The following is a 26,068-nucleotide window of genomic DNA, read 5'->3' on the forward strand; positions in this document are numbered from 1 at the left end:
TTTTTTGCTTAAGAGCAAGCGATTTTATTCACTCTTGTTGCGTGTCTTCCACCTTCAAAAGCGGTATTTAAAAACGTTTCTACCATTGCCACGGCTTGTTCAATCGAGGTGAATCTAGCTGGAATACTCATTACATTCGCATCGTTGTGTAAACGCGCCAATTCAGCAATTTCTTTGGTCCAACACAACGCACAACGCACGCCTTGGTGCTTATTTGCACTCATGGCAATGCCATTGCCACTGCCACAAATAACAATGCCGAAATCTACCGTTCCATTTTCTACAGCTGTAGCGACTTGATGTCCAAAATCGGGGTAATCTACCGAATCAAAACTATCTGTTCCATAGTTGGTTACTTCATATCCTTTGGCTTGTAAAAAATCGACAATTGCCTTTTTATAAGCTGGACCTGCATGATCATTTCCGATTGCTATTTTCATTTTTTCGTTGTGTTTAGTTAGGGGACAAAGGTAAAACTTTTGGGTTTTATAATCCTAATTCTTCTACAGCAATTTGGCGCATTTCCACCTTTCTAATTTTGCCAGAAATGGTCATGGGGAAAGAAGTGACAAACTTCCAATATTTGGGAATTCGATAATAGGCAATCTTCTGATCGCAGAATTCAAACAGGCTTTCTGCTGTAGCGGTACTCTCTTCTTTTAGAATCACCCAAGCCATTACCTCTTCGCCGTATTTTTCACTGGGTACACCAATAACTTGTACATCTGCAACCTCTGGATGGGTATACAAAAAGTCTTCAATCCATTTGGGTGAGATATTCTCTCCTCCGCGAATAATTAAATCTTTAATTCTTCCCGTAATAGCAATAAAACCTTCCTCGTCCATCGTTGCCAAATCGCCCGTATGCATCCATCGGTTTTCATCGAGTACTTCGGCCGTTAAGGTGCGGTTATTCCAATATTTAAGCATGACGGAATACCCTCTTGTACACAGTTCACCCGCCTCACCCCGAGGAACAATACCGCCTGTTTCAGGATCAATAATCTTAATTTCTAAGTGATCTTGGACGGTACCCACCGTACTCACTTGTTTTTTGATATCAATACCGATGTGAGTTTGCGTAGATACCGGAGAGGTTTCGGTCATACCATAACAAATACTCACTTCATCCATATTCATTTCACTTTTCACTCGTTTCATGATGTGTTCCGGACATAGAGATCCAGCCATTACACCTGTGCGCAAAGAAGATAAATTGTACTTTTTAAAATCCGGCAACTGCAACTCTGCAATAAACATCGTTGGCACACCATACAAAGACGTACATTTTTCACGCTCTACTACCTCGAGTGTTTTTGCAGGATCAAAACTATCATTTGGAATTACAATCGTCGCTCCATGTGAAGTACAGCACAAATTGCCAATTACCATACCAAAACAATGGTAAAAAGGCACGGGTATACACACGCGATCTTGGGGTGTATACTTGAGGCGAATTCCAATAAAATAGCCATTGTTTAGAATATTGTGATGCGTTAAGGTTACGCCTTTCGGAAATCCTGTTGTTCCAGAGGTATATTGAATATTAACTGCTTCACCAAATTGGACGGAGGCTTCTATTTCTTCTACGATCTGTGTATCTATTTCAACAGCTTTGTCCAAAAATACCTGCCATTCTTCCCCTAAAAAAACAACCTCTTTTAAAGAAGGACAATCTTCGCGTATCAACGAAATCATTTTCCTATAATCACTTGTTCGATAGGATTCCGCAGAAACAATCGCTTTTATTTCGGATTGATTCACTGCAAATTCTAATTCATGAGCGCGATAAGCCGGATTTAAATTCACCAAAATAATGCCAATTCGCGCGGTTGCATATTGTAACAATACCCATTCGTAACAGTTTGGTGCCCAAATTCCGACACGATCACCCTTTTCAATACCTAGTCCTAAAAGCGCTTTAGCTACTTGTTGCGTTTGCTGATAAAATTCTCGGTAGGTTGCTCGATACTTTTGATGCACACTAATTAAAGCTTCATTATCAGGGTATAAATTGGTGATCTTTTTCAAATTTTCACCAATTGTCTCTCCCAATAAGGGAATACTGGATGCGCCATGCACGTAGGATATTGCTTTCATCGTTTGTTTTTGTTTTTAGGATTGGTTTTTCTAAAATACAAAAAATACGGCTATTTCTTGTCTTTTATACTATTTACAACCTTGCTTTTCTATCACTTTCTGGTATTCGCCGTATACTAAGATAAAAACGGTCTACAATTAGTCTTTATCCCTCTCAAATAGACCTTCCTGAGTCAAGCCTTCTAAAGAAAATATTTCAACAAGCCCCTTTGCGCTATTTATATACTTGTACTTTGAACCCTGTTTGTGAATCCTTCAAGATTACCACAACAGAGCTTCAACAAATTGCTCATTAGGCTAGTATTGTTGAAGAACTGTCGAAGAACTGTCGAAGAACTGTCGAAGAACCTCTAGCTACAACTAGTATATACGGAGGGTAGAGGGAGAGTATTCCTAGTAAAAAGGCTACAAAAGACAGCAAAAAGCTTAAAAAAACAGTCGCTTTTTTTTCATTCATTCAACAGCACCCTAGGGTATTTTAGCATAAAAAAAGAAATAAACAAGGTAAAAATGAAAAAAAAGGAATATTTTTGCCTTTAATTCCGAACGTGAATTGCGCATTCAAAGGCAATAGACAAAGAGAAAATCATTGAAAATACTTAGACTTCGAGTTCTTCTTCTTGCTGCCTTTTTCTCAAAAAATGAAAAACTATACTTTGATATAGTGGAGATTAGCACACTTTTTTAGCGCAAGTAATTCACAATAATAACACAAAAAATAAACTTTTGTTCAGTAGAATAAAGAGTATTTCGTACATTTAAACAAGTTTCTATCGTCTCAAGACGAGGAAAAAATCAAAAAAAATGGCAAAAAAAATTAGACATAAAAAGAAAAAACAATTTGATTTTTCAAATAAGATTTTAAAATTTTTAGGACAGAGTCCTTCAAAATCTTACAACTATAAACAACTTGCTGCCCATTTAGAAGTAATTGATACACAAGGCAGAAATGAAATTATTAAAGAACTAAAATTTTTACTTTCCAAAACACTGATTGAAGAAGTGGAATTGGGTAAATATCGCTTTGTCCCTAAAGCAAATTACGTAGAAGGCCATATTGATATGACCAGTAAAAAAACCGCTTATTTGGTTAGTGAGGAACTGGAGGAGGATGTTTTCATTCCTACCAACAACCTTAACAAGGCCTTAGATGGCGATTTAGTAAAAGCATACATCTACAACAAGCGAAGCGGCAAGAAGCCGGAAGCAGAAGTGGTTGAGATTTTAGAACGCCACCGTACCCAGTTTGTTGGGGTTATTGATATTCAGAAAAACTTTGCTTTTGTTACAACTGCAGATGCAAAGATGTACACGGATATTTTTATTCCCAAAGACAAATTCTTTGGTGCTCAACCCGGAGATGTTGTTTTAGTGGATTTAGAAGATTGGCCAGAGCGCGCAGATAGCCCTTTTGGTAAAGTCGTTAAAGTACTGGGGAAACAAGGGGAACACAATACAGAGATCCACGCTATTTTGGCGGAATATGGATTGCCTAGTGAATTTCCGAAAGAAGTAGAAGAATTTGCAAATAAAATAGACACTTCCATCCAAGAGGAGGAAGTAGCGAAACGCCGTGACATGCGTGAAATACTGACTTTCACTATTGACCCTAAAGATGCGAAAGACTTCGATGATGCGTTGTCTTTTCAAACTTTAGAGAATGGCAATTATGAGATTGGTATCCACATTGCTGACGTTTCTCATTATGTGCAAGAAGGTACAATTTTAGATGATGAAGCCTTTCATCGAGCAACTTCGGTATATTTAGTGGATCGAACGGTTCCAATGTTACCTGAGGTATTGTCTAATTTTGCTTGTTCACTGCGTCCTCACGAGGATAAATACACCTTTTCTGCTGTATTTGAACTGAATCCTAAAGCAGAGATTGTAAACGCTTGGTTTGGCCGAACGGTTACGCATTCTGATCAACGTATGGCGTATGAAGAGGCTCAGTATATCATTGAAACACAATATCGTAGGGTTCCTGAATCTATTTCTATTACGGGAGAGGCTCAAGAAATTAGCGAGGAAGTAGCACATGCGGTATTGACCTTAAATCAACTGGCCCATATTTTACGTCAAAAAAGAATGCAAGCAGGAGCTATTTCGTTTGATAAGGTTGAGGTAAAATTCAACTTAAACAGTGAAAGTGAACCTGTAGGTGTTTTCTTTAAAGAATCGAAAGATGCCAATCACTTGATTGAAGAATTTATGCTTTTAGCCAATCAAAAAGTCTCTGAATTTATTGGTAAACAAAAGAAAACCTTTGTATACCGTGTTCACGATGAACCGGATCAAGATAAACTATTTAGTTTACAGGCGGTAATTTCGAGATTTGGTCATTCTTTAAATTTTAAATCAAGAGATACGATTTCAAAATCACTAAATGAATTATTGAAGAATGTACAAGGAAAAAAAGAGCAGAACTTAGTAGATACCCTTGCAATCCGAAGCATGAGTAAAGCGAGCTATTCAACCCAAAATATTGGACATTATGGGTTGGCTTTTGATTACTATTCGCACTTTACTTCACCGATTCGTCGTTACCCTGATGTAATGGCACATCGCTTATTGGAGTTCTACTTACACGGCGGCAATTCAGTGAATGCAGAAGAGTATGAAGTGAAGTGTAAACACTGCTCTTCTATGGAGAGCTTAGCAGCTAATGCCGAGCGAGACAGCATCAAATACATGCAAGTTAAATACATGCAAGACCAAAAAGACAAGGGATTTGTTGGAGTTATTTCTGGGGTTACAGAATGGGGTATTTATGTTGAGATCATTGAAAATAAATGTGAAGGCATGGTTCGCATACGTGAAATCAAAGAGGACTATTACGTTTATGATGAGAAGCAATATGCTTTGATTGGACAAGCTACAAACAATACACTTCAATTAGGAGATACGGTTGTTGTTTCGGTTAAAAATGCCGATTTAGTTAAAAAACATTTAGACTTTAATTACATACAAAAACTAAGCTAAGATGAAAAAAATCGCTTTATTATTTATCGCTTTTTACAGTGCTATAGGATTTGCACAAGAAACCAAAGAAATCGGGGAGTTTAAGAAGGTCAATGTCTTTGATAAAATATCCGTTACCTTAATTCCAGCTACAGAAACGAAAATGGAAGTTTCTGGAAGTAATATAGCAGATGTAAACTTCGTGAACAAAAATGGGAAATTGAAAATTAAAATGAATACGGCGAATAGTTTGCAAGGAAGTAATACCAAGGTAAAACTATACTATACGGCTTTAGAAGAAATCATTGCAGAAGAAGGGGCATTGATTGAGAGCAGCGAGTTAGTAAAGGCGACCTCTTTATTCGTTAGTGGCAAAACAGGTGGAGAAATTAACTTGAAAGTAGACGCCGATAAATTAACGGTAAGAGCCTATACGGGAGGAACTGTAAGTTTAACGGGAAAAACGGCAACGCAAGATATTTTAGCCAATGCTGGTGGAACGGTTCACAATCAAAAATTAATCAGTAAGCAAACGGATGTAACGGTAAATGCTGGGGGTAGTGCCAAAGTAAATGCTACTGACTTAGTGGATGCCAAAACCCGTGCTGGTGGAGAAATTATTATCTACGGAAGCCCAAAAACAGTAAATGAAAAAATTGTAATGGGTGGAAGTATTAAGAAAGAGAAGTAAAAGAATTTAATTTTTCTTATTCTTTTGCAATAAAAAAATGTACCTTGCCCTAGGTAATTAACATAAGTGCCAATATACAACCTATATTGGCATTTTTAATTGTGATAAATGATAGATGATTTAATTACAGGTGTTACGTTAGGGTTCTTCCTAAGTTTTATGATTGGTCCTGTATTTTTTATTCTTATTGAAACGAGTATTACAAGGGGAATTCGAGCGGCTCTTGCTTTTGATATGGGTGTAATTCTCGCAGATGCCTTGTTCTTTACTATTGCTTTTTTTAGCAGTTTTCGCTTGATTAATTCAATTAAAGATGAACCTGCTTTATTTATATTTGGGGGCCTATTAATGCTTACGTATGGAATTATTTCCTTTGTCAAACTCAAAAAAGTACAAGTTCATACGCTACAGATCAAACCCCCTAATTTAAAGAGAGAATACCTCAACCTATTTGTCAAAGGTTTTCTTTTAAACTTTATCAATGTGGGTGTCTTGGGGTTTTGGTTGGCTATCATCATCACTTTAGGTCCTAAAATGGAGATGGATACGGAAAGAATGTTTATTTTCTTTTTATTTGCCATTTCAGCTTATTTTGCAACTGATGTTTTTAAAATACTATTAGCCAAACAATTGCGAAAAAAACTAACGGCCGAAAACATTTTAAAAGTAAAAAAAATAAGCAGTGTTTTATTGGTGATTTTTGGCTTGGTGATTATGGCCAAAGCTTTTATCCCAACGTCGGATAAGGAATTAAAATTCCCTCTGCCTAAATTAGAAAGAAAAACAACAACTTAAAAATATTCAAAAAAGGAATCACGCTGTGATTCCTTTTTTTGTATACCCTGTTTTTCTAAGACTAATTTCCATAAAAAAAGCCCTAACTTTCGTTAGAGCTTTCTGTTAAGTCGGGGTGGCAGGATTCGAACCTGCGACCTCCTGGTCCCAAACCAGGCGCGATGACCGGGCTACGCTACACCCCGATTTCGGTATCGTGAGTGCAAATATACGGTAAAAAATCAATTTACAAACGATTCAATACTCTTTTTTTACATAAAATTTATCTTTACCTATAAGTGGCTAATAATTAAGCAGAAAAGAGAAGAGGTTGACAATGGACGATGGACGGTTAGCGGATCAAGTCCAAAAGTTGGGGAGGAATTGATAAAACGTGAAGTCTTGGATGTGAGCCTTTTTGCCCCCAAGGACATCTGATGGGTGACACGCTAAGTATGAAGACTTGATGTACTTATTTCCTACTTCAGCCATATGCGGCCGTCCTGTATGCTGATGCAGGAAGCATCGTATTTGTTCCTCAAAATTGATGATGTGCAGTTTACAAAAAAGAAGTTCTTCTTGTAACAGCGTGTGTCAAACGGACGTTAGCCAATCAAGGAGTGCCAATTAGTCGAAAAGACTGCAAGAACAAAAGGTGTTTGAGCGCAGCGAGCTCTTTTGTTCTCAGTCTTGAGAATTAAATTGACCCTTATTTGGGTCAATCCAAGTAGGTTTTGTTTCTTTTTTACCCCTTTATCAGAACCAACTTTACACCAACACTCCGTATGTCCAGTTTGCAGTGCAACATCGCATCGGTTATTCAACTTTGTTATTCGTAGTATGAATTTATAGTATATAACCTCTCCTTTGTCAAGGTGATATACGAACTGGAAAAGTGAATCCAAAAAAGAGGCTATTTTAGACAATCCTCTACTTTTGCGTTTGATCCACTACCTCTACTAGTGCAATCGCAGTGCAATTCAAATAAATAAAAAAACGTAAATAACTACTAATAAGCTATTTGCGTTTTTAAAAAGTGACTGAAATGAGGTCTATTTAAATCCTTATAAGTAATTTAAAATCACTATTTTAAAGTATTTAAATATTCTAAATTGTATTCTTTTTGTATGCTAAAAACATTTATTATACCCTTGGATTTTGTATATCATTTTTTTTATCACAAATAAAAAATGATAATCGTAAAAAAACTGTTATAAATTAAAGCGTCCGCTAAACTTCCTTGTTTAAATAAATCACAAATTATACTATATAGTTAATTTGTGATTTATTAAGTATTAATTAATAGTTAATTTGTGAAAATTTATAATAAATTATAAATTAGTAGTTATTACTAATTTAATTTTTACCTAAAAAATGAAAAAAATTATCACTTGCACTTTTGCTATTTTTGCTTTTGCTGGATGCTCATCTGACAATTTAAACACATCAGATCAATCATCAAAATCAATGAGTTCTAAAGAAATTCGACTTACACCGATTGATTTTAAAACAGTTGGAGAATCACATAATAAAGTCTTAGACAATATTTATGATTATTGGTTTGACAACAAAACAGAAACTAAGAGCCTAGAAGACCTTAGTAATCAAAAAAATGTTTTCTATACTTCATATTTCAATCAAAACAAGTACGATAAATTTTTACTAAACTTGGTTAACAACCCTAGTTTTGTAAAAATTATTGATCTAAACCATTTCGAATTTACTAACAAAGAAATAACTGAGAATTCTGAAAAAAGTTTATTAAAGTTAGACAAGTATTTTTCTTTACTAGAAAAAGCTGTATCTAATTCTTCTATTAAAGATATCAATAAGTTAGAAAATGACTTATACTACGACTCGCAGTTTAACAATCAAGATTTATATTACTTTTATCATGCTAGTTCAGTAGCTAAACACTCAATTGTGTATTGGTATGATAATAATAAAAAATGGATTGATTTAGTAATTGACATCAACAAAGACAAATTTAGAACCAAAGAAAATAAAAAAACATTATCATCTTACGATAAAACAATAAAAGCTTGGCCACCAAATAGAGGATGGGGTGGAGAAGTTGTAAAAAAAGATGTTTCTGGAGCAATAGCCGGAGCGGTAACAGCATGGTGGTTAAACGCTGCTCCTGCGGCTGGACAAGTCGCATACGGAACAGTTATTGGATCAATGAGCGCTGGTAATTCTGCTATGGCATTAATAGAAGAATTATGGCCATGGTATTCCGTACCTGTAAATGACAAAATTTCACCTATGTTCCCAGTTACAATAGATACTCAAAAAATAGTTTTATATGAATACAAATATAATTAAGAAATATAGTATAATAATTGTAGCAATAATGTTAGCATGTTTGACTCTCTATTTAACTAACTCTTTGTTATCATCAAATACTAGTATATTTCAATATCTAATAACATGCATAATAGTTATCATTTTTATTATTATTATTCAAAAAAAACATAATAAAAAATTGTAGGCTTTTCCTATCAAATCTATTTAATTACAAATAAAAAGGAATGTTTAAAACCAGTAGTGGTCGGAAGAAATTCTGGCCACTTTTTTTTCATCTAATAGGTACTTTGTTAACTGTAACCAGTTTACGGTTAACAAAAAAAGGATAGCTTTCGCTATCCTTTTTTCTGAGGCATCGAGCGGATTCGAACCGCTGTAGACGGTTTTGCAGACCGCTTCCTAGCCACTCGGACACGATGCCGTATCCTTTAATTGGATGCAAACTTACTACTATTTTTTAAATTTAAAAATCAATTTAGTGAGTTTTTTATTGTTCAAGTACCTAATTCTACCTAACTCCTTGCATTTCAACTGTTACGTATTCTACATCTCCGCCAATTGGAGGGTTAATTTTTGAAACTGCCACGGTTACTTTTTCAACTAGGTGTATTTCTAATAAAATTCGATCAATAATACGATGTACAACCGTTTCTAATAGTTTCGAACGCTTGTCCATTTCTTCTTTGACAATTTGGTTTAATTGCACATAATCAATGGCATATACCAAGTCATCAGAAGCTGCAGCATCTCTAAAATTTCCAGAAGCTGAAACATCTACGCGATACTCTGATCCTATTTTTGCTTCTTCTGGCATGCAGCCATGAAAAGAAAAGGTTCTAATATTGTTTAACCTAATAATACCCATATACTCGTTCTTTTAGTTTAAAAGCTAAAAATACGACTATTTTTAGTTAGATTATCCTTTTTGTAGGGGTAAAATACATACATCTTGTTTAGTTTTTTGATACCTTTGTAGTTATAATATTTATATCCATGTCAACAAAAGAGAAATCATTAAATTTTATTGAACAAATCATTGAAGAAGATCTAAAAAATGGTTTGCCAACAGAAAAACTTCATTTCCGTTTTCCGCCTGAACCTAATGGTTATTTACACGTAGGTCATGCGAGTTCTATTTGTTTAAACTTTGGATTGGGATTAAAGTACAATGCGCCAGTAAACTTGCGTTTTGATGATACGAATCCCTCAAAAGAAGAGCAGGAATTTGTTGACGCAATCAAATACGATGTAGAGTGGCTCGGTTATACATGGACTAATGAAGTTTACGCTTCTGATTATTTCCAACAATTGTACGATTGGGCTGTTCAAATGATCAAAGACGGAAAGGCTTATATAGATAGTCAAACGTCTGAAGAGATGGCTCAACAAAAAGGTACACCAACTACCGCAGGAGTTAATAGTATTTATAGAGATAGAAATGTAGCGGAAAACCTCGATTTATTCGAGCGAATGAAAAAGGGTGAATTTGCAGAAGGAACGCATATTTTACGTGCTAAAATTGACATGGCTCATACCAATATGTTGATGCGCGATCCGATTATGTATCGAATTATTAATAAGGCACACCACCGCACGCAAAAGGATTGGTGTATTTACCCGATGTATGACTGGGCACATGGTGAAAGTGACTATTTAGAAAGTATTTCTCATTCTTTCTGTACGCTTGAGTTTTTACCTCATAGAGAGTTGTATGATTGGTTTTTAGATCAGGTTGTAGAAGAAGGAAACATCCGTCCTAAACAACGGGAGTTTGCTCGTAGAAACCTATCTCATACGGTAGTAAGTAAGCGAAAATTAGCCAAATTAGTTGCTGAAGGTCATGTAACGGGATGGGATGATCCGAGGATGTCTACTATTTCTGGTTTGAGAAGAAGAGGATATACCCCTACATCGATTATCAATTATGCGGATACGATAGGAATTGCTAAACGCGATAATTTAATTGATGTTTCTTTATTGGAATTCTGCGTCCGTGAGGATTTAAATAAAATAACACCCCGTGTTATGGCTGTCTTAGATCCTGTAAAACTAGTTATTACCAATTACCCTGAAGGACAAGAGGAGTGGCTAGAAGCAGAGAATAATCCCGAAGAAGAGGTGATGACTTTCCGCAAGGTACCATTTTCAAAAGAGTTATACATCGAAAGAGAGGACTTTAAAGAAGAAGCGAACAGCAAATTTTTCCGTTTAACCTTAGGAAAAGAAGTGCGTCTTAAAAATGCCTATATCATTAAAGGAGAGCATGTCGTGAAAGACGAAGCAGGCCATATTACAGAAATTCACGTAAGCTATGATCCAGATAGCAAAAGTGGAAGTGGATCAGAGGCTAGCAAACGCAAGGTAAAAGGAACCATTCACTGGGTTTCTATTCCACATGCAATCGAAGCAGAGATTCGCGTATATGACCGTTTGTTTGTCAATGAGAATCCCGATGGAAATAAGGAGGTAGACTTTTTAGAATTTATCAATCCCAATTCTTTAACGCTTGTCAAAGGGTATTTAGAACCAAGTTTACAAGACGCTAAAGAAGGAGATAAATTTCAATTCCAACGCATGGGATATTTCTGTGTAGATAAAGAAAGTACAGCTAAACATTTAGTTTTTAATAAGACTGTAGGGCTACGAGATACGTGGGCTAAGGTAGATCAGAACTAATATTTATTGGCAATAAAATATAAAAAAGGTGTTTTTAACGTTATTTTAACGGGTAAAAGCGCCTTTTTTTATTAACTTTATGAGATAACCATAAAAAACAATTATTATGTCAGATCGTTTAGGAAGTACATTAGCAGCTTTAGTAGCTGGAGCAGCAATAGGAGTAGGGATTGGTATTTTATTTGCTCCTGATGAAGGAAGAAAAACAAGAAAAAAAATCAGAAGATCGTTTGATGAGTCAAAAGATGAACTATCACACAAGATTGATGACTTAAAAAAGCAAGTTAGAAATGTTGTGGAAAGAAAATCGAATAACTTAGAAGAAGGGATTGAAGATTTTATTAATTCTGCTGGTAAAAAAAGAGATGAAGTAATCTCCGCTTTAGAAAGTAAGTTAGCGGAATTAAAAAAACAAGGAAAAGAATTAGCAGAAAGCACTAAAAAATAATCCTTTTATAAAAAGTTAGGCATGGCATTCCAAGAATTAAAAAACAATATTAACGAAATAAAAGAGCATTCCGAGCAGTATATCAATACGAGTATTGACTACGTGCGCTTATGGGGGCTAAAGATTACCGCAAAAACAGCGATTATATTTATGACCGTTTTTGCAGTCGGTGTTTTTCTACTCCTGTCCCTTTTATTTCTATCTTTATTTGCAGCCATTGCTATAGGTGAACAAGTAGAAAGTAAATCTCTTGGTTTTCTTTATGTTGGATTGTTTTATTTATTAATCAGCATTATTGTCTTTACTTGTCGAAAATATCTTGTTGATAGGCCTTTAATTAAAAAGCTTTCAGAAGCTATTTTCAATGATTAGATTTAAATATTAGTACTATGAGAAAGAGTTATTCATCCTTTGAGCAGATTAATCACGATTTACAAATCTTGCGTATAGAGAAGGAAATCCATTACCAAAAAATTAATCTAGCTGTAGACCAGTTGAAAGAAGAGGTGGCTCCTGGAAATTTAATTCGGAATGCCTTGGGCTCTGCTGGTTCATTGATGACAAACTCTGGAGGTATTAAAGCGCTATTCATTACGTCAATCCTTAAATATTTTATTCGTAAAAAGTTTACAAAATAAAAATTTACTCATAAAAAAAGCGTTGCTATTTATTTAGCAACGCTTTTTTGCATTATAGACCTTTTAAGCCTTTATTTTTTTGATTGTGTAACCAAACTACTTAATCGTTGTTTTCTTTTTTAGAAGACTTAGAATGAGCTGTAGCGTTCATTTCTGTTACTTTGCTACTTGCAGCAAAAGAAGTGATCATATTGGTCAGCATCTCGCTAGCTGCAGTAGGAGAATTAGGCAATAAGATTAAGTTGGATCTTGAATCTGCTCCGATAGCTTGAAGCGTATCATAATGTTGAGTAACCACAATTAAAGCAGAAGCTTCTTGTGAATTAATTCCCACTTTGTTTAACACATCAACACTTTCTACAAGTCCTTGTGCGATTTCGCGACGTTGATTGGCAATACCTTGTCCTTGTAAACGCTTGGATTCAGCTTCCGCTCTCGCTTTCGCAACAATTCGAATTTTACTTGCTTCGGCTTCATACTCTGCGGCTACTTTCTCACGGTCGGCAGCATTAATACGGTTCATTGCATTTTTCACTTGAATATCTGGATCAATATCGGTAATCAGGGTATTGATGATATCGTATCCATAGGTAGTCATTGCTTCATTTAATTCGCGTTTAACGGCTACCGCAATATTGTCTTTTCTTTCAAAAACATCATCCACAATTAATTTAGGCACTTCGGCACGTACAACGTCAAATACATAGGAGGTAATTTGATCATGCGGGTATTCTAACTTATAAAAAGCATCGTACACCCGATCGGCAATTACTTTAAATTGAACCGAAACTTTCAACTTAACGAAAACGTTATCTTTCGTTTTGGTTTCAATCATCACATCTAGCTGTTGAATTTTTAAATTTACAATACCAGAAATTCGATCTACAATAGGTATTTTTAGTTGTAATCCGGAATGCCTAATACTCTTGAATTTACCAAAGCGCTCAACAATTGCTGAGGATTGTTGTTTAACCGTAAAGAAGCTTAAAAATAAGATAATTAATAAGGGAACGAGGAAAATTAAATACATAATATCATTTATTTATTAATATATTAAAATACAAAAAAAACTCCATTTTATGGAGTTTTTTTTTATTGTCTATTAAATTGTAATTCTACTTCTATTAGTGCAAGCATTGCTGGAGGCAAACTACTGGCTAAATCTGGAACTAAAATCGGAATTAAAGCAGCAAATTGATCTCCTTTTGCTTTAATTACTAATTTATCAGCAGTCAGTGAGGTAACGTTTACCTTCATTTCTTGATCAAATAAAGTAAAATTTAATACGTTTGCTGTTGCATCGAATGCCCAAGTTGATCCTGTTGTTGAAACGGCACAACTAGCATCGTGGAAATTGAACTTAACCGAATATCCATCATCAAATACTAAGGTATCAGTCTCGCAGTTTTCTTTATTCGGATAAGGCATGTTGATCGGCTCGCCTACAGGTAAACTAACATTCACATGAGCTGGAATCCATGTACCTTGTATTGGGTTATCAGCTACCATAGATTCAAGTACGGTGATTGTAAGCTCATTACTGTCCTTGTACCCGCCTTTTTTAGCGATAACTTTATACTCTCCTTTTTCCGTAAACTTAAACGGATTCTTTCCTTGTTTTCCGTTTACATAAATTTGAGTACCCTCTATTACTTCTGTACCTACAGAAACGACAAAGGCAACTTCTTCGTTTAGCGGAACGGTTGTTCCAATAGTAGACGCCAATACAAGTGTTTGTTGGTGTTGCTCACTGTTATTATCATCACTACTACAAGCAACAGTTCCAGTAAGTACAAGTGTCATTAGCCCAAAAGCTAAAAGTATTTTTTTCATAATCTCCTTTTTTAGTTAACAATCAAAGATACAACTTAATATCTCCTTTATTTAAAAATAAATTAACTAAAAAAAGTGTTTATTTAACAAATCTAAAATTTACAACTAAAGCTTCTATTTCAACTGCATTCAGATGATTTAATTCTTGTATATACGGTTTTAAATACGGTAAAACGTCTTGTAAGGGTAAGGCTACTACTAATTCTTGTGCTGATTTATGCAGTATAATCCCCTTGAATTCTACCTCATCATTCCCGATAATGCCAAGTTCATCTAGTTTAGGATACCATTTGAAGTGGATGGTCTTCGGTTGCTCCGCATCTAGGCTAGTCTTAAAATATCCTGTATAATCGATATTCAGCACAACCTTATCCTCTGTTGCGTTCATACTCGCATAAGATTTTTCAATGACTGGCGCTCCTAGTACTGGTTTAATGGTTATCGATTCAGGTTTCCACTCGCCAATCAAATGCTTTTGGATAAAATTATTCCATTCTTTTTCTGCTCGTTCTCCTGTATTGTCTTGGTCATTAGCACAGGAAACGAATAGAAAAACAACCATCCCTAAAATAAGTAGTACGCTTTTCATTCTATTTTTATTTATTCTTAAAATTACAGCTTATTTTAGGAAAATAAGCTAATTTATTAAGACAAAAAAAGAGAGCCAAAATAGCTCTCTTCTGTTTTATAGTGTTGCAATCGCTTGTTTGATTCTCTTTATCGTTTCTTCCTTGCCAATTAACTCAATAATTTGAAATAAATCAGGTCCTTTGAGTGCACCTACGATACAGACGCGTAAGGGTTGCATTACTTTTCCCATTCCTATTTCTTGTTCATTGATCCAATCTTTTACCTCCTTTTCAAGAGTAGTAGCCTCAAAAGAATTGATTCTGTCAATTACTTGTACTACTTGTTGCATCACTTCGGCCGTATCATCCTTCCAGTTTTTCAAGGCTTTTGGATCATATTCGCTTGGAGCTTGAAAAAAGAAATCACTCAATTCAAAGAAATCCGAAACAAAGGTTGCACGCTCTTTAATTAAAGCAACTACTTGTTCTACATAGACATCTTCTGCCTGAATTCCCTTTTCTAGTAAGATTGCTTGAAAAGCTTGTGCTAAATCAGCATTTTTTTGCTGTTTTAAATAGTGCTGATTGAACCATTTGTTCTTTTCTGGATCAAACTTCGCTCCAGCCTTATGAACGCGTCCTAAATCAAATTTTGCAACCAATTCTTCCAAAGAAAATATTTCTTGATCCGTACCGTCATTCCATCCTAATAAGGCCAAAAAGTTAAGTACTGTTTCTGGATAGAAGCCTTTTTCGCGGTATCCGGATGATTTTTCGCCCGAAATTGGGTCTTGCCAATCCAAAGGAAATACAGGGAATCCCAATTTATCTCCATCGCGTTTAGACAATTTACCATTTCCAACTGGTTTTAGGATTAGAGGTAAATGCGCAAATTTTGGGGCTTCCCAGCCAAATGCTTTGTATAATAATTCATGCAAGGGGAGAGAAGGCAACCATTCTTCTCCACGAATAACATGGGAGGTTTCCATTAAATGGTCATCGACAATATTAGCTAAGTGATACGTTGGCATTCCATCACTTTTAAACAATACTTTATCGTCTAATAAATTCGTTTCAAACTTAATATCCCCGCGAATCATATCCGTTAAAAATAGGGTTTCATCTACTGGAGTTTTAAAGCGTATAACATAAGGTACATTCGCATCCAACAACTGTTGTACTTCTTGCTTATCAAGCTTCAAAGAGGTTTTAAGTTGCTCTCTAATGCTGTGATTATAAATAAAAGTTTGTCCCGCTTCTTCTGTTTGTTTGCGCAATTCATCTAATTCTTCTGCCGTATCAAAGGCATAATAGGCCCAACCTGTTTCGATTAACTGGTCTGCATATTGTTTATATAATTCTTTGCGCTCACTTTGTCTATAAGGGCCAAACTTTTCATTTTTCCCTATCGTTTCGTCTGGAGAAATACCCAACCATTCCAAGGCTTCCAAAATATAAGCTTCTGCTCCTGGAACAAATCGATTTTGATCTGTGTCTTCAATTCTTAGGTAAAAAACACCTTTATTTTGTTTAGCAAATAAATAATTAAACAATGCTGTTCTAACACCACCAATGTGTAAAGGTCCTGTTGGACTAGGTGCGAAACGCACGCGAACTTGATTAGCCATTTTGATTCGTTATATTTTTACAAAGATACTACAACTATACTTTTTATAAAGTTGTAAATTCTTTAAATGATCTTTAAAATTTAAACTGTTCTTTTTTATTTTATGATACTCGTTTATCAATAAAAGTGATCGGTTTTCTGCTTAATGCATTGAACACAATCGGTTGCAATACTTCTGCTTTCTCGAACACAACCTGAGGTGTTACTCTCAATTTAGCGCGAAAAGTATCTTTAATGTGTTTCATGAAGTCTGTAGATGTATCTGCACTAACGATTCGAATGACAATTTCATCTGTTCCGATATCATTGGTTTGCACTTCCACTACGTGCATCTGAATCGCTTTAAAGGCGTTTAAAATATCGTGAATTGCCGGGGGATAAAACGTCGTCCCTTTGTATTTAATCATGTGTTTTTTTCGTCCTTCTACAGGACCTAATCGATAGGTGTTTCTTCCACAAGCACAAGGTGTCGTATGCTTTCTGACCATATCGCCCGTTTTGAATCGAATCAAGGGTACTCCTTCAACTTCCAAAGTGGTGATGACTAATTCTCCCAATTCCCCATCTTTAACGGGTTGATTTGCATCATCTACAAGCTCGGTAATAATCAATTCCGGAATCACATGTCCGCCTTGATGATATTGGCATTCTGTAAAAGCGGCTCCCATTTCGGTTGAGGCATAGGTTGAAAATAACTCCAATGGCCATTTCTCTCTAATTCGATTCGCTAAGATACTAGGTTGTAAATCGGCCGTGCGCAACGCTTCTCCAATACAGATTACGCCTTGAACGCTAGAATTTTTATAATCAATTCCCACTTTTTCAGCGTAATCGATTAATTTTAATACAAAAGAAGGAACACCAATTAAGTATTTGGGTTGATACTTGAGAATAGAATCCCATTGCAGTTGAGGTATTCCTGCGCCTACGCGAATTACACCTGCTCCCAGCTTTCTCAATCCTAAGAAATAAGCTAATCCCGCCATGAAACGACGGTCAATCGTAGTCATCAGTTGAACGACATCCCCTTTTTGAACCCCTACCGTAGCAAATGAAGTTGCTTCATTAAACGCTAATCGATCTAAATCTTTATCTGTTAATCCAAAGGTAACAGGATCTCCTAAAGTGCCCGATGTGGTTGCATAATCAATGATTTCCGTTTTATCTACGCAAAAGAAATCTTCATTATACTGTTGTAAATCATCTTTTGTAATTAAAGGCAATAAGGCTAAATCTTCCAAGCTCCGAATCGTTGAAAGGTCTATCTTATTTTTTTTAAATACGTCCTTGTAAAAAGGAGAATACTGTTCTACATACCGTAAAACTTCTTGGAGTTTCTGCTCCTGAAAATGTTTTATCTCATCAACTGATTGATTCGTTACTGACGAATTTAGTTCCATTTTCTATCTATTTTTTTGAGGTATTTCTTTATTTCTTTTCGTGCATTTGCAGTTGTAACTTCTTTTGTCAAAGCCTGTTCAAATGCTTGTTTGGCTTTTTGATATTCTTTGCGATTGTAATAGTATTCTCCTGTGCGATAATACACCAACCAATAGTCTGCATTTAATTGTTGATAGGCGTTTATTTCATCTGCCTCTATCGTTTCTTTTGCTTTTATTTTGTGTTCAATGCTGCGATTTTCAATTCTAAATTGCTCGTAATCGGCATATTCTTTTGTATCAATAAAAGGGTCTTTGGCAATGGTTAGGCTATCTATGGCATAGGTTTGTACTTGTTCAAAGGTATTCGAAAAAACGGCATTCAGATCATAGGCCACAAATTCACCCAGTTGATAGGGATTAGAAGATACCCAAACTAAGCGCTTTTCGGGTTGAAAAATAATAGCGTGGTGCGCCAAAAGTTGATTCAAGGCTTTCTCATTGCCATAGCCCAAGGCTTTGTGTTGTATTCCTTCTGTATTTCGGAGTAACTGGGCCATTTTCAGTGGAGACAATTGTTGTTCTTCCTCTACGATTTCCTGTATTTTATCCCAGCGATACTGGGAATGACTTTCTTGAATTTGCCGTGTATTGCGTTTGTCCTTTGAAAAGGCTTCACTTTGAAAGTGATTCGAACAAATAACACTAGATACATTGGGCATAGCATAGACGCCAAAATTCTTGGGTGCTATTTCGATAAGGATTGCTTTTTTATCTTTTGCACTTCCTACTAAAATTGATTCTGAAACAAAAACTTCTTTCTTTTTTGCAATAGCAATGGCTTCATCCAAGGTGGAAGCATATTGTAAAATTTCACGCGCCACAATAGAAATAGGGGTTTTTGCTTTTAAGGGAATGGCCGATTTTCCAGCATTTAAGGTTACGGTAAGTCCTTCTTGATTCATCCCCGAAACAACACCTGTCATTCCACCCCAAGTAACCGACATAAAAGCATGCCCCTTATCGGGTTTAACAAAGGCAATAATTTTGTTTTCGGCAAATTCATCCCCTGCATAAAAATCAAAATTACGCCCAATCAGTAAACCGCCATCTTCTGTATGTTCACCCCATACCGCAAGGGAAGAACAACCTACCAAGGCCAAGTCTTGAAAAGCATGTCCAATATCATGTGCTCCATGTAAATAAAGGTTTCGATGATAGCCATCTCCTAAATATTCAAAGCGATTGGTCGCGTATTGGGATAGCCCGTAAATTTCGGTTTTAAATTCTTCTGGAATATAACGGTATAAGTGCCTGTTGTAAAACTTGAGCATCTTAATTAATAGCCTTTGCTTGAACGCTGAAGGAACGAATTCTTCTATTTTAGCAAAAAAAACAGTTTCTTGTTGTTGATACAGTTTTTGGGTTAAAGCGCCTGTTTGCAAACCAATTTGATAGGGATCACCTTGTACATATAGTTCCCAAAGTTTTTGCTTATTTTGATATAAATAGGCTTGCGTGGTTACTTTTAATGAATCCGTATCATAGGTTAATTGGGGTACGATTGTATCGTATTGATCTAGGGGTGGGAAATCCTTGAGTCCTTTTTTAATTCCACAATTTGCCAATACTACAGCGAGTAGAATTAATAAGGTAATTCTATGTATACGCTGTATCATTTTTAAACTGATTCAATTTTTGGGTTAAACTTTCTTTGTCTATCATTTCCATACAGGTGACAAAAGCACCAATAGTAACGCCCATAATACCGTGCATTCTCACATTTTGACCACTAAAAAACAAATTGCCTATTTTAGATCGGGGTGAAATAAACGTTTTCATCGGACTATTAGCATCTTTAATAAACCCGTACATATTTCCCTTTTCAGAACCGATAAAATCGCGGTAGGTTAGGGGGGTTGAGGTATAGATGCTTTGAATTGCATTTCGGATTCCTGGGTATATTTTTTCTAGTTTCTCAATTAGCAATTCTGCTTTCTCAAGCTTAAATTGTTCATAGGTTTGATTGCGTTGTTTTATGTTTTTTATGGTTGACACATTGTAAGTTTCTTCCCAGGGTTCAACTTCAGAAAAATCCATATATGTCATTGCCGTCATACTATCGGCATAATGCTGTTCTGTGCTATTAGCATTCATTGAAGCAACAACTAAATTCGGCCAACTCGCGCTACATTTTCCATTGGTATCCCAAACATCCTCTAAGCTATTGTAATGGTAAATATTGTTATTATAGTAAGGAAATTGGTCTTTTTTAAACACAATATAGAGTGAAAATACAGAGGTAACTTCTTCTAAACTCATAATTCGCTTAACAAATGGCTTAGAAAAATGTTGCGTTCCCACCATTCGAATGGTTTGTTTCAGGTTGATATTGGAGATGAATTGTTCTCCTCTAATTTCTTTGCCTTCTTTGGTTTTACAAGAACTAATTTTTTCGCCATCAAATTCGAAACTGACAACTTCTGTGTTTTTATAAATTTCTCCGTTGTATTTTTTCAATTCAGCAATCAATAATTTGCTAATCTGGCTTCCGCCATTTATACAACGCCAAGCACTTTGAATGTAAGAATTAACCGTTAAAGCATGTACATATAAGGGTGTTTTTTCTTTACTAGCTACGTATAAGAAATTAGAGCCCATCAACACGGCTTTTAAGCGCTCATTGGTTGTAATCTCATCCAAAAAGTCACTCAATTTATAGGATACGATTTGATCATCGTATCCTTTACCTTGTTCCAGATTATACATGGGAAAACTATCACATATTGCTTGAATCTTACTCACGTATTGGCGCAAGGCATCTTCTTCTGTTGGAAAATAAACTAATAATTGCTGAACAAAGTTATCATAGCCTTGGCCATGCGGATATTGAATCATTTCATCTCCAAATGAAATACAATCATAGCCCTCCAAATCCAATTGTTTCAACTTTAGCTTATCCATGATACCCAAGAACGAAAAATACTTGTATAAATTTTGATCTTTTGCTAATCCTCCGATATAGTGTACGCCGGTATCAAAAATAGATTTGTCTCTTGAAAAAGTTTGTAAATTTCCTCCGTATTGGTTGTTTTTTTCCAATACGCAGACTTTCTTCCCTTCTTTGGCAAGAATTACCGCAGAAGCAAGTCCTCCGATTCCACTTCCAATAATAACTACATCATATTTATTTTCCATTCTCATTTTTATTCCAAACTACTACATAGTTATCTTCATACGTTTTGCTAAATCCTTCATACTCTTCAAGTAGAACTTCCAATTTCTTCACCACTACAATTTTATTGTATGCCATTTTACAAGCTTCAGTCAAACTAAAATTAGCGCGACTGACTAAGAGTGTATCTCCCTTTTTTTGTGGCTCCAATGCCTCTACATACTTAATTTTTCGCCTTTTTACAATATACAGGTTATTCGCAATATCTCTACGCTCTATGTCTTCTACATATCCGTATATTTTTCGCTTACTTTGTCTTAAAGTTAGTAAGGTATTTAATTGCCCATAATCATCTGCGATATGGAAGATGGTTTCATCAATTCCCAAATGCTTATTGACTTCAAAATATAGGATTCTATTGTGTTTATAATCTGTTTTTACTTCTTTTACTACATAGGGGAATTTATATAAATACGCTAAAAATAATTTCTTTTTAAAGTAGTCTACATCTTCTAACTCTGTTCTAATTTTTTCAAATTCCGCTTTAAAATACTTACTCGTTGCTTTTGCTCGTTCAGAGTATGAATGTCCAAAAGTTAAGTCTTCTTTTTTAATTCGCTGGCCAATAGTAGCAATTATATGTCCATCATAGATGATATAATCCCCTTTAGGGATTGTTTCTGAATTACCGTGAATATAAACGGGAATCACGTCTAAATTCAGTGCTTCCGCCAAGAAAAAAGCGCCTTTGTGAAAACGTTGGACGCTATTTGAATGGGATCGAGTTCCTTCTGGAAAAACCATCAAAGAAAAGCCTAAATCTACTTTTTTCTGGAGGTGATCAATACTATTATCTACTCCTTCAGAAACGCGATAAAAACCTGCGGATTGAATTGCTTTACCAAAAACAGGGGATTTATAAACCCAGTCATTAACTAAGTAAGAGACATTCGGATAGACCATCCCCATGACTAAAGAATCTAAGAATGAGGTATGATTGGCAATGATAACGGCGGGTTTTTCGAAGGTTTCTCCGTATGGGTTCCTAACTTTTTTGCGCACAAAAGGGTTTAGATATAATACAGATGTCATATACCAATGCATTCCTTTACTGAAGATGCGCAATTTAGTTCTTTCTTTGCCTGGTGCTAGGAGTAAAAAAACTTTTGAAAACAAAGAATACAAAAAACCAAATAGCCCAAAGTAGATAAAAGACACCATGCTATGCAATAAAAGGCGCAAAGTAATTGGTGAGTTTCCTTTTTGTTGTCTGTTTACAAAACATATTTTAAATATCCTTGGATAGATTACGAAAGCATTAAGAGCAGCTACACTCATTCCAATAATAGATACTAAGGAAATGGATTTCAATGCTGGATGCTTTGCAAATACCAAAGTTCCTACGGCTAATAATGTGGTCAGTACAGCTAAAATAATCGATGCTCTATAGGTTGATGTACTTTCTCGACCGGTTGTATATTCTTTTTGTAAACCATTGGTTATAAAAATAGTAAAATCAACGCCTTGTCCAAAGATAATGGTACAGACAATCGTACTAAAAATATTAAATTCAATATTAAATAAACCCATAAGTCCAGCTGTAATAAACCCCGTAATCGTAATGGGAATCATACTAACGATTGTCAATTCTATTCGCTTAAAGCACAACCAAAGAATTAGAAAAACGGCTAAAAAGGAATAATTGACCAGATCATTGAAATCGCTTACTATATTACCCAAGAATGTTTCATTCATCTCCTTTCTATCGATGACAATAAAATGATCCGAAGGGGCAAATTGTTCAAGGAAAGCTTGTCTATTTTCTTCTGGTAGTTTTACGATTGTACTCAGGGTATAATGGCCTTCTTTTTCGATTAGAAATTCATCGATAATTTGAGGATTAAATTTTGCATATTCCTCAATGCTTATAGGTTCAAAGGGTTGGTTTAATATACTAAAAAAGGGTTGATAGGCTTTTTCATTGAAGCCCCATTTAGCTCCTTCTTCTAGTAGTTTTGCACTAAAACTAGCTTTGTTTTTTTTGTGCCAAAACGCTTCCCAACGGGCAATTTTTTCTTGTTGTTGTTTCTTCGATAAAACAAAATCTCCTAAGGAGCTATAATGAAGAATATCGCCTTTTTGCTGCGCTTGTTCTAGTCTTTTAGCTAAGTGGACATTCTGCTCAACAACTTGCTCTAAATCCTCTCCAAAACAGGTTAAATAAAGTGATTTAGCACCGCTATCTACGGTTGATTCCAATTTTTTCTCTGCTTGTTTTAATTCCTCTGGAAAATAATTTAAGGACGACAAATCGCTATTAAACTTCACCTTTTGAAAAGTAACGAAGCTTATGGCTATAATTACTACACATAGGATTAAGAGCGTTTTATTCTTATCAAAGGGAAAACGCGCAATTCGATCCAAAACAGAATTTGAATGATTGAGCATCTCTTTTTGGGAAGGTTTATACAGATGTGGAATCAACAAAAGAGAAAAAATCCCTGCACCTAATACGGTAATTGAAGCAAAAACACCTAAATCTCTCAAGGCTTCCGAATGTACAAATACCAAGCACAAAAAGGCTATAGCTGTTGTAGAAGCACTCATCATGATTGGATTTGTTATTTCTCGATAGAGGAGCTCGACATCATTACAATGTTTATAATGGGTCATGATATGCAGGGCATAATCAATGGTAATTCCAATCAAAATAGCGCCAATACTCAACGATATTGCCGAAATAGCATTGCTTATAAAAAACAACACACACAAGGCTAATAAGGCGCTTATAACGGTCGGAATAAACAAGATCAATGGAATTGTTATTCTTCTGTAAAAAGTGATTAACAAGAGCATTAAAACGGCTACAGAATAGACTACAGTAGTTTGTATATCACTTTTAATTTGGGTAGCATTGGCAACAGCAACAAACGAAGCTCCAAAATAATCTAGAGTTACTTTGTCTGTATGTTCTCTATTTAAATCTTCTTTTACTCCGTTTAAATAGGCTATGAAAGCGGTATTATGAGCTGTATCACTTCCGCCATATACTGGATCAATAAATAAGAAAAGTTTATCTTCCTCTTTATTGAATAAAAAGCCATCAATTAATTGAAATCCATCACCAATATTGAGCTTCTGCAATTTTTTAAGGGCAATAAATCCGATGCCAAAAGGGTCTTTTTGAATGAATTGTTTGGCTACTAAACTCGTTGGTGAAACGAGCGTTTTATAATTCCCTTCAACCGTTTGTGCAACACTATCTAACTGTATTTTCTGATCTAAGTCTTTATAGTCATTTTCATCTAAAAACAGGGGTAAATGCGCATATACAAAATCAATTGTTTCATTAATATTCTCCTCTTCAATTTTGCCTTGAATATTTTTCACATATTCTTTTTTGTTTGCTAGGGTATCTAAAAACGTGGAGGCAAGCTCAACCATATCATCGGTTGTACCTGCTTGGTGTTTTTCAATGATAACCGCTATCTTATCTGAAAAGCGCAATTGTCCCAACACTTTTGCAGTTCGGTTGGATTTTTCACTCTTTGGCAAGATGCGAGTAATATCTTCTTCAAACTTAATTTTCCATGCGCCAATAGCAGTACAGCCAATAAATAATACAATGAAAAAAAAGAATAAAATTCTATTTTTCTCTCCCCATTGATAGATTTTATAAAACCAATTTGCCATTTTTATTTTTTCTGTTTATTACTGATTGAAATGAAAAAAAAACTGATTGAACCCAAGCAAAAACTAACGGTTATAGCCAATGCGAAACTACCTAAAACATATTGTACCAAATGTTCAGATATAGCCGTTAAACTATATTCACTCAATGCGATGTGTTGACTTCCATTAGGCACAATATAATAACCTAATTGCAGCGAGGCATAAATGATGAGGGGAATCATGGGAGGGATACTCACGTTAGAAAAGGCAAACGCTAATACTTTGTTTAAGCGAAAGGTGATGGCTAGGAAAATAGCCAGGAACGAATGCAATCCCCAAAGGGGAGATAAGCCAATAAACGTTCCTAATCCAATCGATAATGCCTTTACATATGCGGTATCATTACTTCCAAGAAGATCTTCGTTTATAAAGGCTTTAAAGCTTTTTTTTTTAAAACTGCGAAAGAAATTCCGCGGGATGATATACAACAAAGTGATACAGACTAATACGGTATTTAGTAGACTAATACGCGTAAAATCTTTAAAAGGACGAAAGTGAGATACACGTTCACTTTTATCGTATAATACGTGTACAGGTACATTTTTTACCTCAACTTCATTCCAAGCTGCACGTACAATTACTTCTATCTCAAATTCAAATTTTCTGGTATAATACTTTTTAGCTAATTTTTTCAGTGGATACAACCGATAGCCAGATTGGGTATCAGAAAGGGAGATTCCCGTTTCGAACCAAAACCAGAAATTGGAAAATTTATTGCCAAAACTACTTTTTTTGGGAACGCCCTCTTGATTCATGTTTCTTGAACCAATCAACAAAATATTTTTATTTTTAGCTTGTGCTAAATAATCAACGAATACGGGTATATCAGAAGGGTAATGTTGCCCGTCGGAGTCGATGGTAATTGCGTAAGAAAATCCCAAAGCATGTGCTTTTGCAAATCCAGCTTTCAATGCATTTCCCTTTCCCTTATTTTGAGGTAAATGCAGCAGCGTTAGTTTATCTTTATACGTTTCTAAGAGAGCCGCGGTTTGGTCTGTAGAACCATCATTTACAACAATTACATCTGAAGTAAATGCTAATACGCCATCTAAAACACGTTGTAAGGTTTTGTGGTTATTGTAGGTAGGAATTAGAATGCAAATTCCCCATTCCTTTATTTTATCTGTATTATTTTCAGAGCTTTCTATCATCATCATG

20 protein-coding genes and 2 tRNA genes are annotated in these 26,068 nt (G+C 35.3%); 8 read left to right on the forward strand and 14 right to left on the reverse strand.

Annotation, left to right across the window (positions count from 1 at the left end; genetic code table 11):
* Positions 1–8: 8 nt before the first annotated feature.
* Positions 9–440, reverse strand: a complete 432-nt coding sequence (gene rpiB / locus ACMHJ2_RS00130; protein WP_413510931.1) for a ribose 5-phosphate isomerase B — start codon at positions 438–440, stop codon at positions 9–11.
* A gap of 46 nt (positions 441–486) precedes the next feature.
* Positions 487–2,100: an AMP-binding protein gene (locus ACMHJ2_RS00135; protein ID WP_413510932.1), complete on the reverse strand. Its 1,614-nt coding sequence runs from the start codon at positions 2,098–2,100 to the stop codon at positions 487–489.
* A gap of 804 nt (positions 2,101–2,904) precedes the next feature.
* Between ACMHJ2_RS00135 and rnr the strand changes: the two genes are divergently transcribed.
* The 3 genes from rnr (at position 2,905) to ACMHJ2_RS00150 (ending at position 6,547) form a co-directional block, all read left to right on the forward strand.
* On the forward strand, positions 2,905–5,082 hold the full coding sequence (rnr, locus tag ACMHJ2_RS00140; protein WP_413510933.1) for a ribonuclease R: 2,178 nt from the start codon (positions 2,905–2,907) through the stop codon (positions 5,080–5,082).
* 1 nt (position 5,083) lies between these two features.
* Complete coding sequence (locus ACMHJ2_RS00145) at positions 5,084–5,752, forward strand: head GIN domain-containing protein (RefSeq protein WP_413510934.1); 669 nt, start codon at positions 5,084–5,086, stop codon at positions 5,750–5,752.
* A gap of 108 nt (positions 5,753–5,860) precedes the next feature.
* Positions 5,861–6,547, forward strand: a complete 687-nt coding sequence (locus ACMHJ2_RS00150; protein ID WP_413510935.1) for a LysE family translocator — start codon at positions 5,861–5,863, stop codon at positions 6,545–6,547.
* 110 nt (positions 6,548–6,657) lie between these two features.
* On the opposite strand, the gene ACMHJ2_RS00155 is transcribed toward ACMHJ2_RS00150, so the two are convergent.
* Positions 6,658–6,732: transfer RNA gene (locus ACMHJ2_RS00155), tRNA-Pro, on the reverse strand.
* A 1,168-nt stretch (positions 6,733–7,900) separates the two neighbouring features.
* Between ACMHJ2_RS00155 and ACMHJ2_RS00160 the strand changes: the two genes are divergently transcribed.
* Positions 7,901–8,851, forward strand: coding sequence for a hypothetical protein (locus tag ACMHJ2_RS00160; RefSeq protein WP_413510936.1), 951 nt, complete (start codon positions 7,901–7,903; stop codon positions 8,849–8,851).
* 332 nt (positions 8,852–9,183) lie between these two features.
* On the opposite strand, the gene ACMHJ2_RS00165 is transcribed toward ACMHJ2_RS00160, so the two are convergent.
* Together ACMHJ2_RS00165 and folB are read right to left on the reverse strand one after the other, a co-directional pair.
* Positions 9,184–9,254: transfer RNA gene (locus tag ACMHJ2_RS00165), tRNA-Cys, on the reverse strand.
* An 87-nt stretch (positions 9,255–9,341) separates the two neighbouring features.
* The gene (gene folB, locus ACMHJ2_RS00170) at positions 9,342–9,698 is read right to left on the reverse strand and encodes a dihydroneopterin aldolase (protein ID WP_413510937.1); all 357 of its coding nucleotides are present in this window, start codon (positions 9,696–9,698) and stop codon (positions 9,342–9,344) included.
* A gap of 128 nt (positions 9,699–9,826) precedes the next feature.
* On the opposite strand from folB, the gene ACMHJ2_RS00175 reads away from it, so the two are divergent.
* The 4 genes from ACMHJ2_RS00175 to ACMHJ2_RS00190 all read left to right on the forward strand — a co-directional run bounded on the left by ACMHJ2_RS00175 (position 9,827) and on the right by ACMHJ2_RS00190 (position 12,595).
* Positions 9,827–11,509, forward strand: coding sequence for a glutamine--tRNA ligase/YqeY domain fusion protein (locus ACMHJ2_RS00175; RefSeq protein ID WP_413510938.1), 1,683 nt, complete (start codon positions 9,827–9,829; stop codon positions 11,507–11,509).
* A 106-nt stretch (positions 11,510–11,615) separates the two neighbouring features.
* Positions 11,616–11,957 carry a YtxH domain-containing protein gene (locus ACMHJ2_RS00180; RefSeq protein WP_413510939.1) on the forward strand — a complete coding sequence of 114 codons (342 nt, stop codon included), beginning with the start codon at positions 11,616–11,618 and terminating at the stop codon, positions 11,955–11,957.
* 21 nt (positions 11,958–11,978) lie between these two features.
* Positions 11,979–12,329 carry a hypothetical protein gene (locus ACMHJ2_RS00185; RefSeq protein ID WP_413510940.1) on the forward strand — a complete coding sequence of 117 codons (351 nt, stop codon included), beginning with the start codon at positions 11,979–11,981 and terminating at the stop codon, positions 12,327–12,329.
* Positions 12,330–12,346: 17 nt separating this feature from the next.
* On the forward strand, positions 12,347–12,595 hold the full coding sequence (locus tag ACMHJ2_RS00190) for a DUF6327 family protein (protein ID WP_413510941.1): 249 nt from the start codon (positions 12,347–12,349) through the stop codon (positions 12,593–12,595).
* A 100-nt stretch (positions 12,596–12,695) separates the two neighbouring features.
* Here the strand turns inward: ACMHJ2_RS00190 and ACMHJ2_RS00195 are convergent, their stop codons facing one another.
* From ACMHJ2_RS00195 to ACMHJ2_RS00235, 9 genes are all read right to left on the reverse strand, one after another.
* Positions 12,696–13,625 carry an SPFH domain-containing protein gene (locus tag ACMHJ2_RS00195; protein ID WP_413510942.1) on the reverse strand — a complete coding sequence of 310 codons (930 nt, stop codon included), beginning with the start codon at positions 13,623–13,625 and terminating at the stop codon, positions 12,696–12,698.
* Between the two features lie 62 nt (positions 13,626–13,687).
* Positions 13,688–14,428: a lipocalin family protein gene (locus ACMHJ2_RS00200; protein ID WP_413510943.1), complete on the reverse strand. Its 741-nt coding sequence runs from the start codon at positions 14,426–14,428 to the stop codon at positions 13,688–13,690.
* Between the two features lie 79 nt (positions 14,429–14,507).
* On the reverse strand, positions 14,508–15,017 hold the full coding sequence (locus ACMHJ2_RS00205) for a hypothetical protein (protein WP_413510944.1): 510 nt from the start codon (positions 15,015–15,017) through the stop codon (positions 14,508–14,510).
* Positions 15,018–15,113: 96 nt separating this feature from the next.
* Complete coding sequence (gene gltX, locus ACMHJ2_RS00210) at positions 15,114–16,625, reverse strand: glutamate--tRNA ligase (RefSeq protein ID WP_413510945.1); 1,512 nt, start codon at positions 16,623–16,625, stop codon at positions 15,114–15,116.
* Between the two features lie 100 nt (positions 16,626–16,725).
* Positions 16,726–18,024, reverse strand: coding sequence for a phenylacetate--CoA ligase family protein (locus tag ACMHJ2_RS00215; protein ID WP_413510946.1), 1,299 nt, complete (start codon positions 18,022–18,024; stop codon positions 16,726–16,728).
* A complete protein-coding gene (locus ACMHJ2_RS00220) occupies positions 18,015–19,682 on the reverse strand; it encodes a C45 family autoproteolytic acyltransferase/hydolase (RefSeq protein WP_413510947.1) in 1,668 nt (555 codons plus the stop codon). Before ACMHJ2_RS00220 ends, ACMHJ2_RS00215 begins: the two co-directional genes overlap by 10 nt.
* Entirely contained in the window at positions 19,663–21,201 is a 1,539-nt protein-coding gene (locus ACMHJ2_RS00225) for a phytoene desaturase family protein (protein WP_413510948.1), read from the reverse strand. Before ACMHJ2_RS00225 ends, ACMHJ2_RS00220 begins: the two co-directional genes overlap by 20 nt.
* On the reverse strand, positions 21,191–24,871 hold the full coding sequence (locus tag ACMHJ2_RS00230) for a 1-acyl-sn-glycerol-3-phosphate acyltransferase (RefSeq protein WP_413510949.1): 3,681 nt from the start codon (positions 24,869–24,871) through the stop codon (positions 21,191–21,193). Before ACMHJ2_RS00230 ends, ACMHJ2_RS00225 begins: the two co-directional genes overlap by 11 nt.
* A 2-nt stretch (positions 24,872–24,873) precedes the next feature.
* Positions 24,874–26,064: a DUF2062 domain-containing protein gene (locus ACMHJ2_RS00235; protein WP_413511178.1), complete on the reverse strand. Its 1,191-nt coding sequence runs from the start codon at positions 26,062–26,064 to the stop codon at positions 24,874–24,876.
* Between the last annotated feature and the right edge of the window lie 4 nt (positions 26,065–26,068).

The organism is Myroides odoratus, assembly GCF_965118575.1.
GTDB lineage: Bacteria > Bacteroidota > Bacteroidia > Flavobacteriales > Flavobacteriaceae > Flavobacterium > Flavobacterium odoratum_B.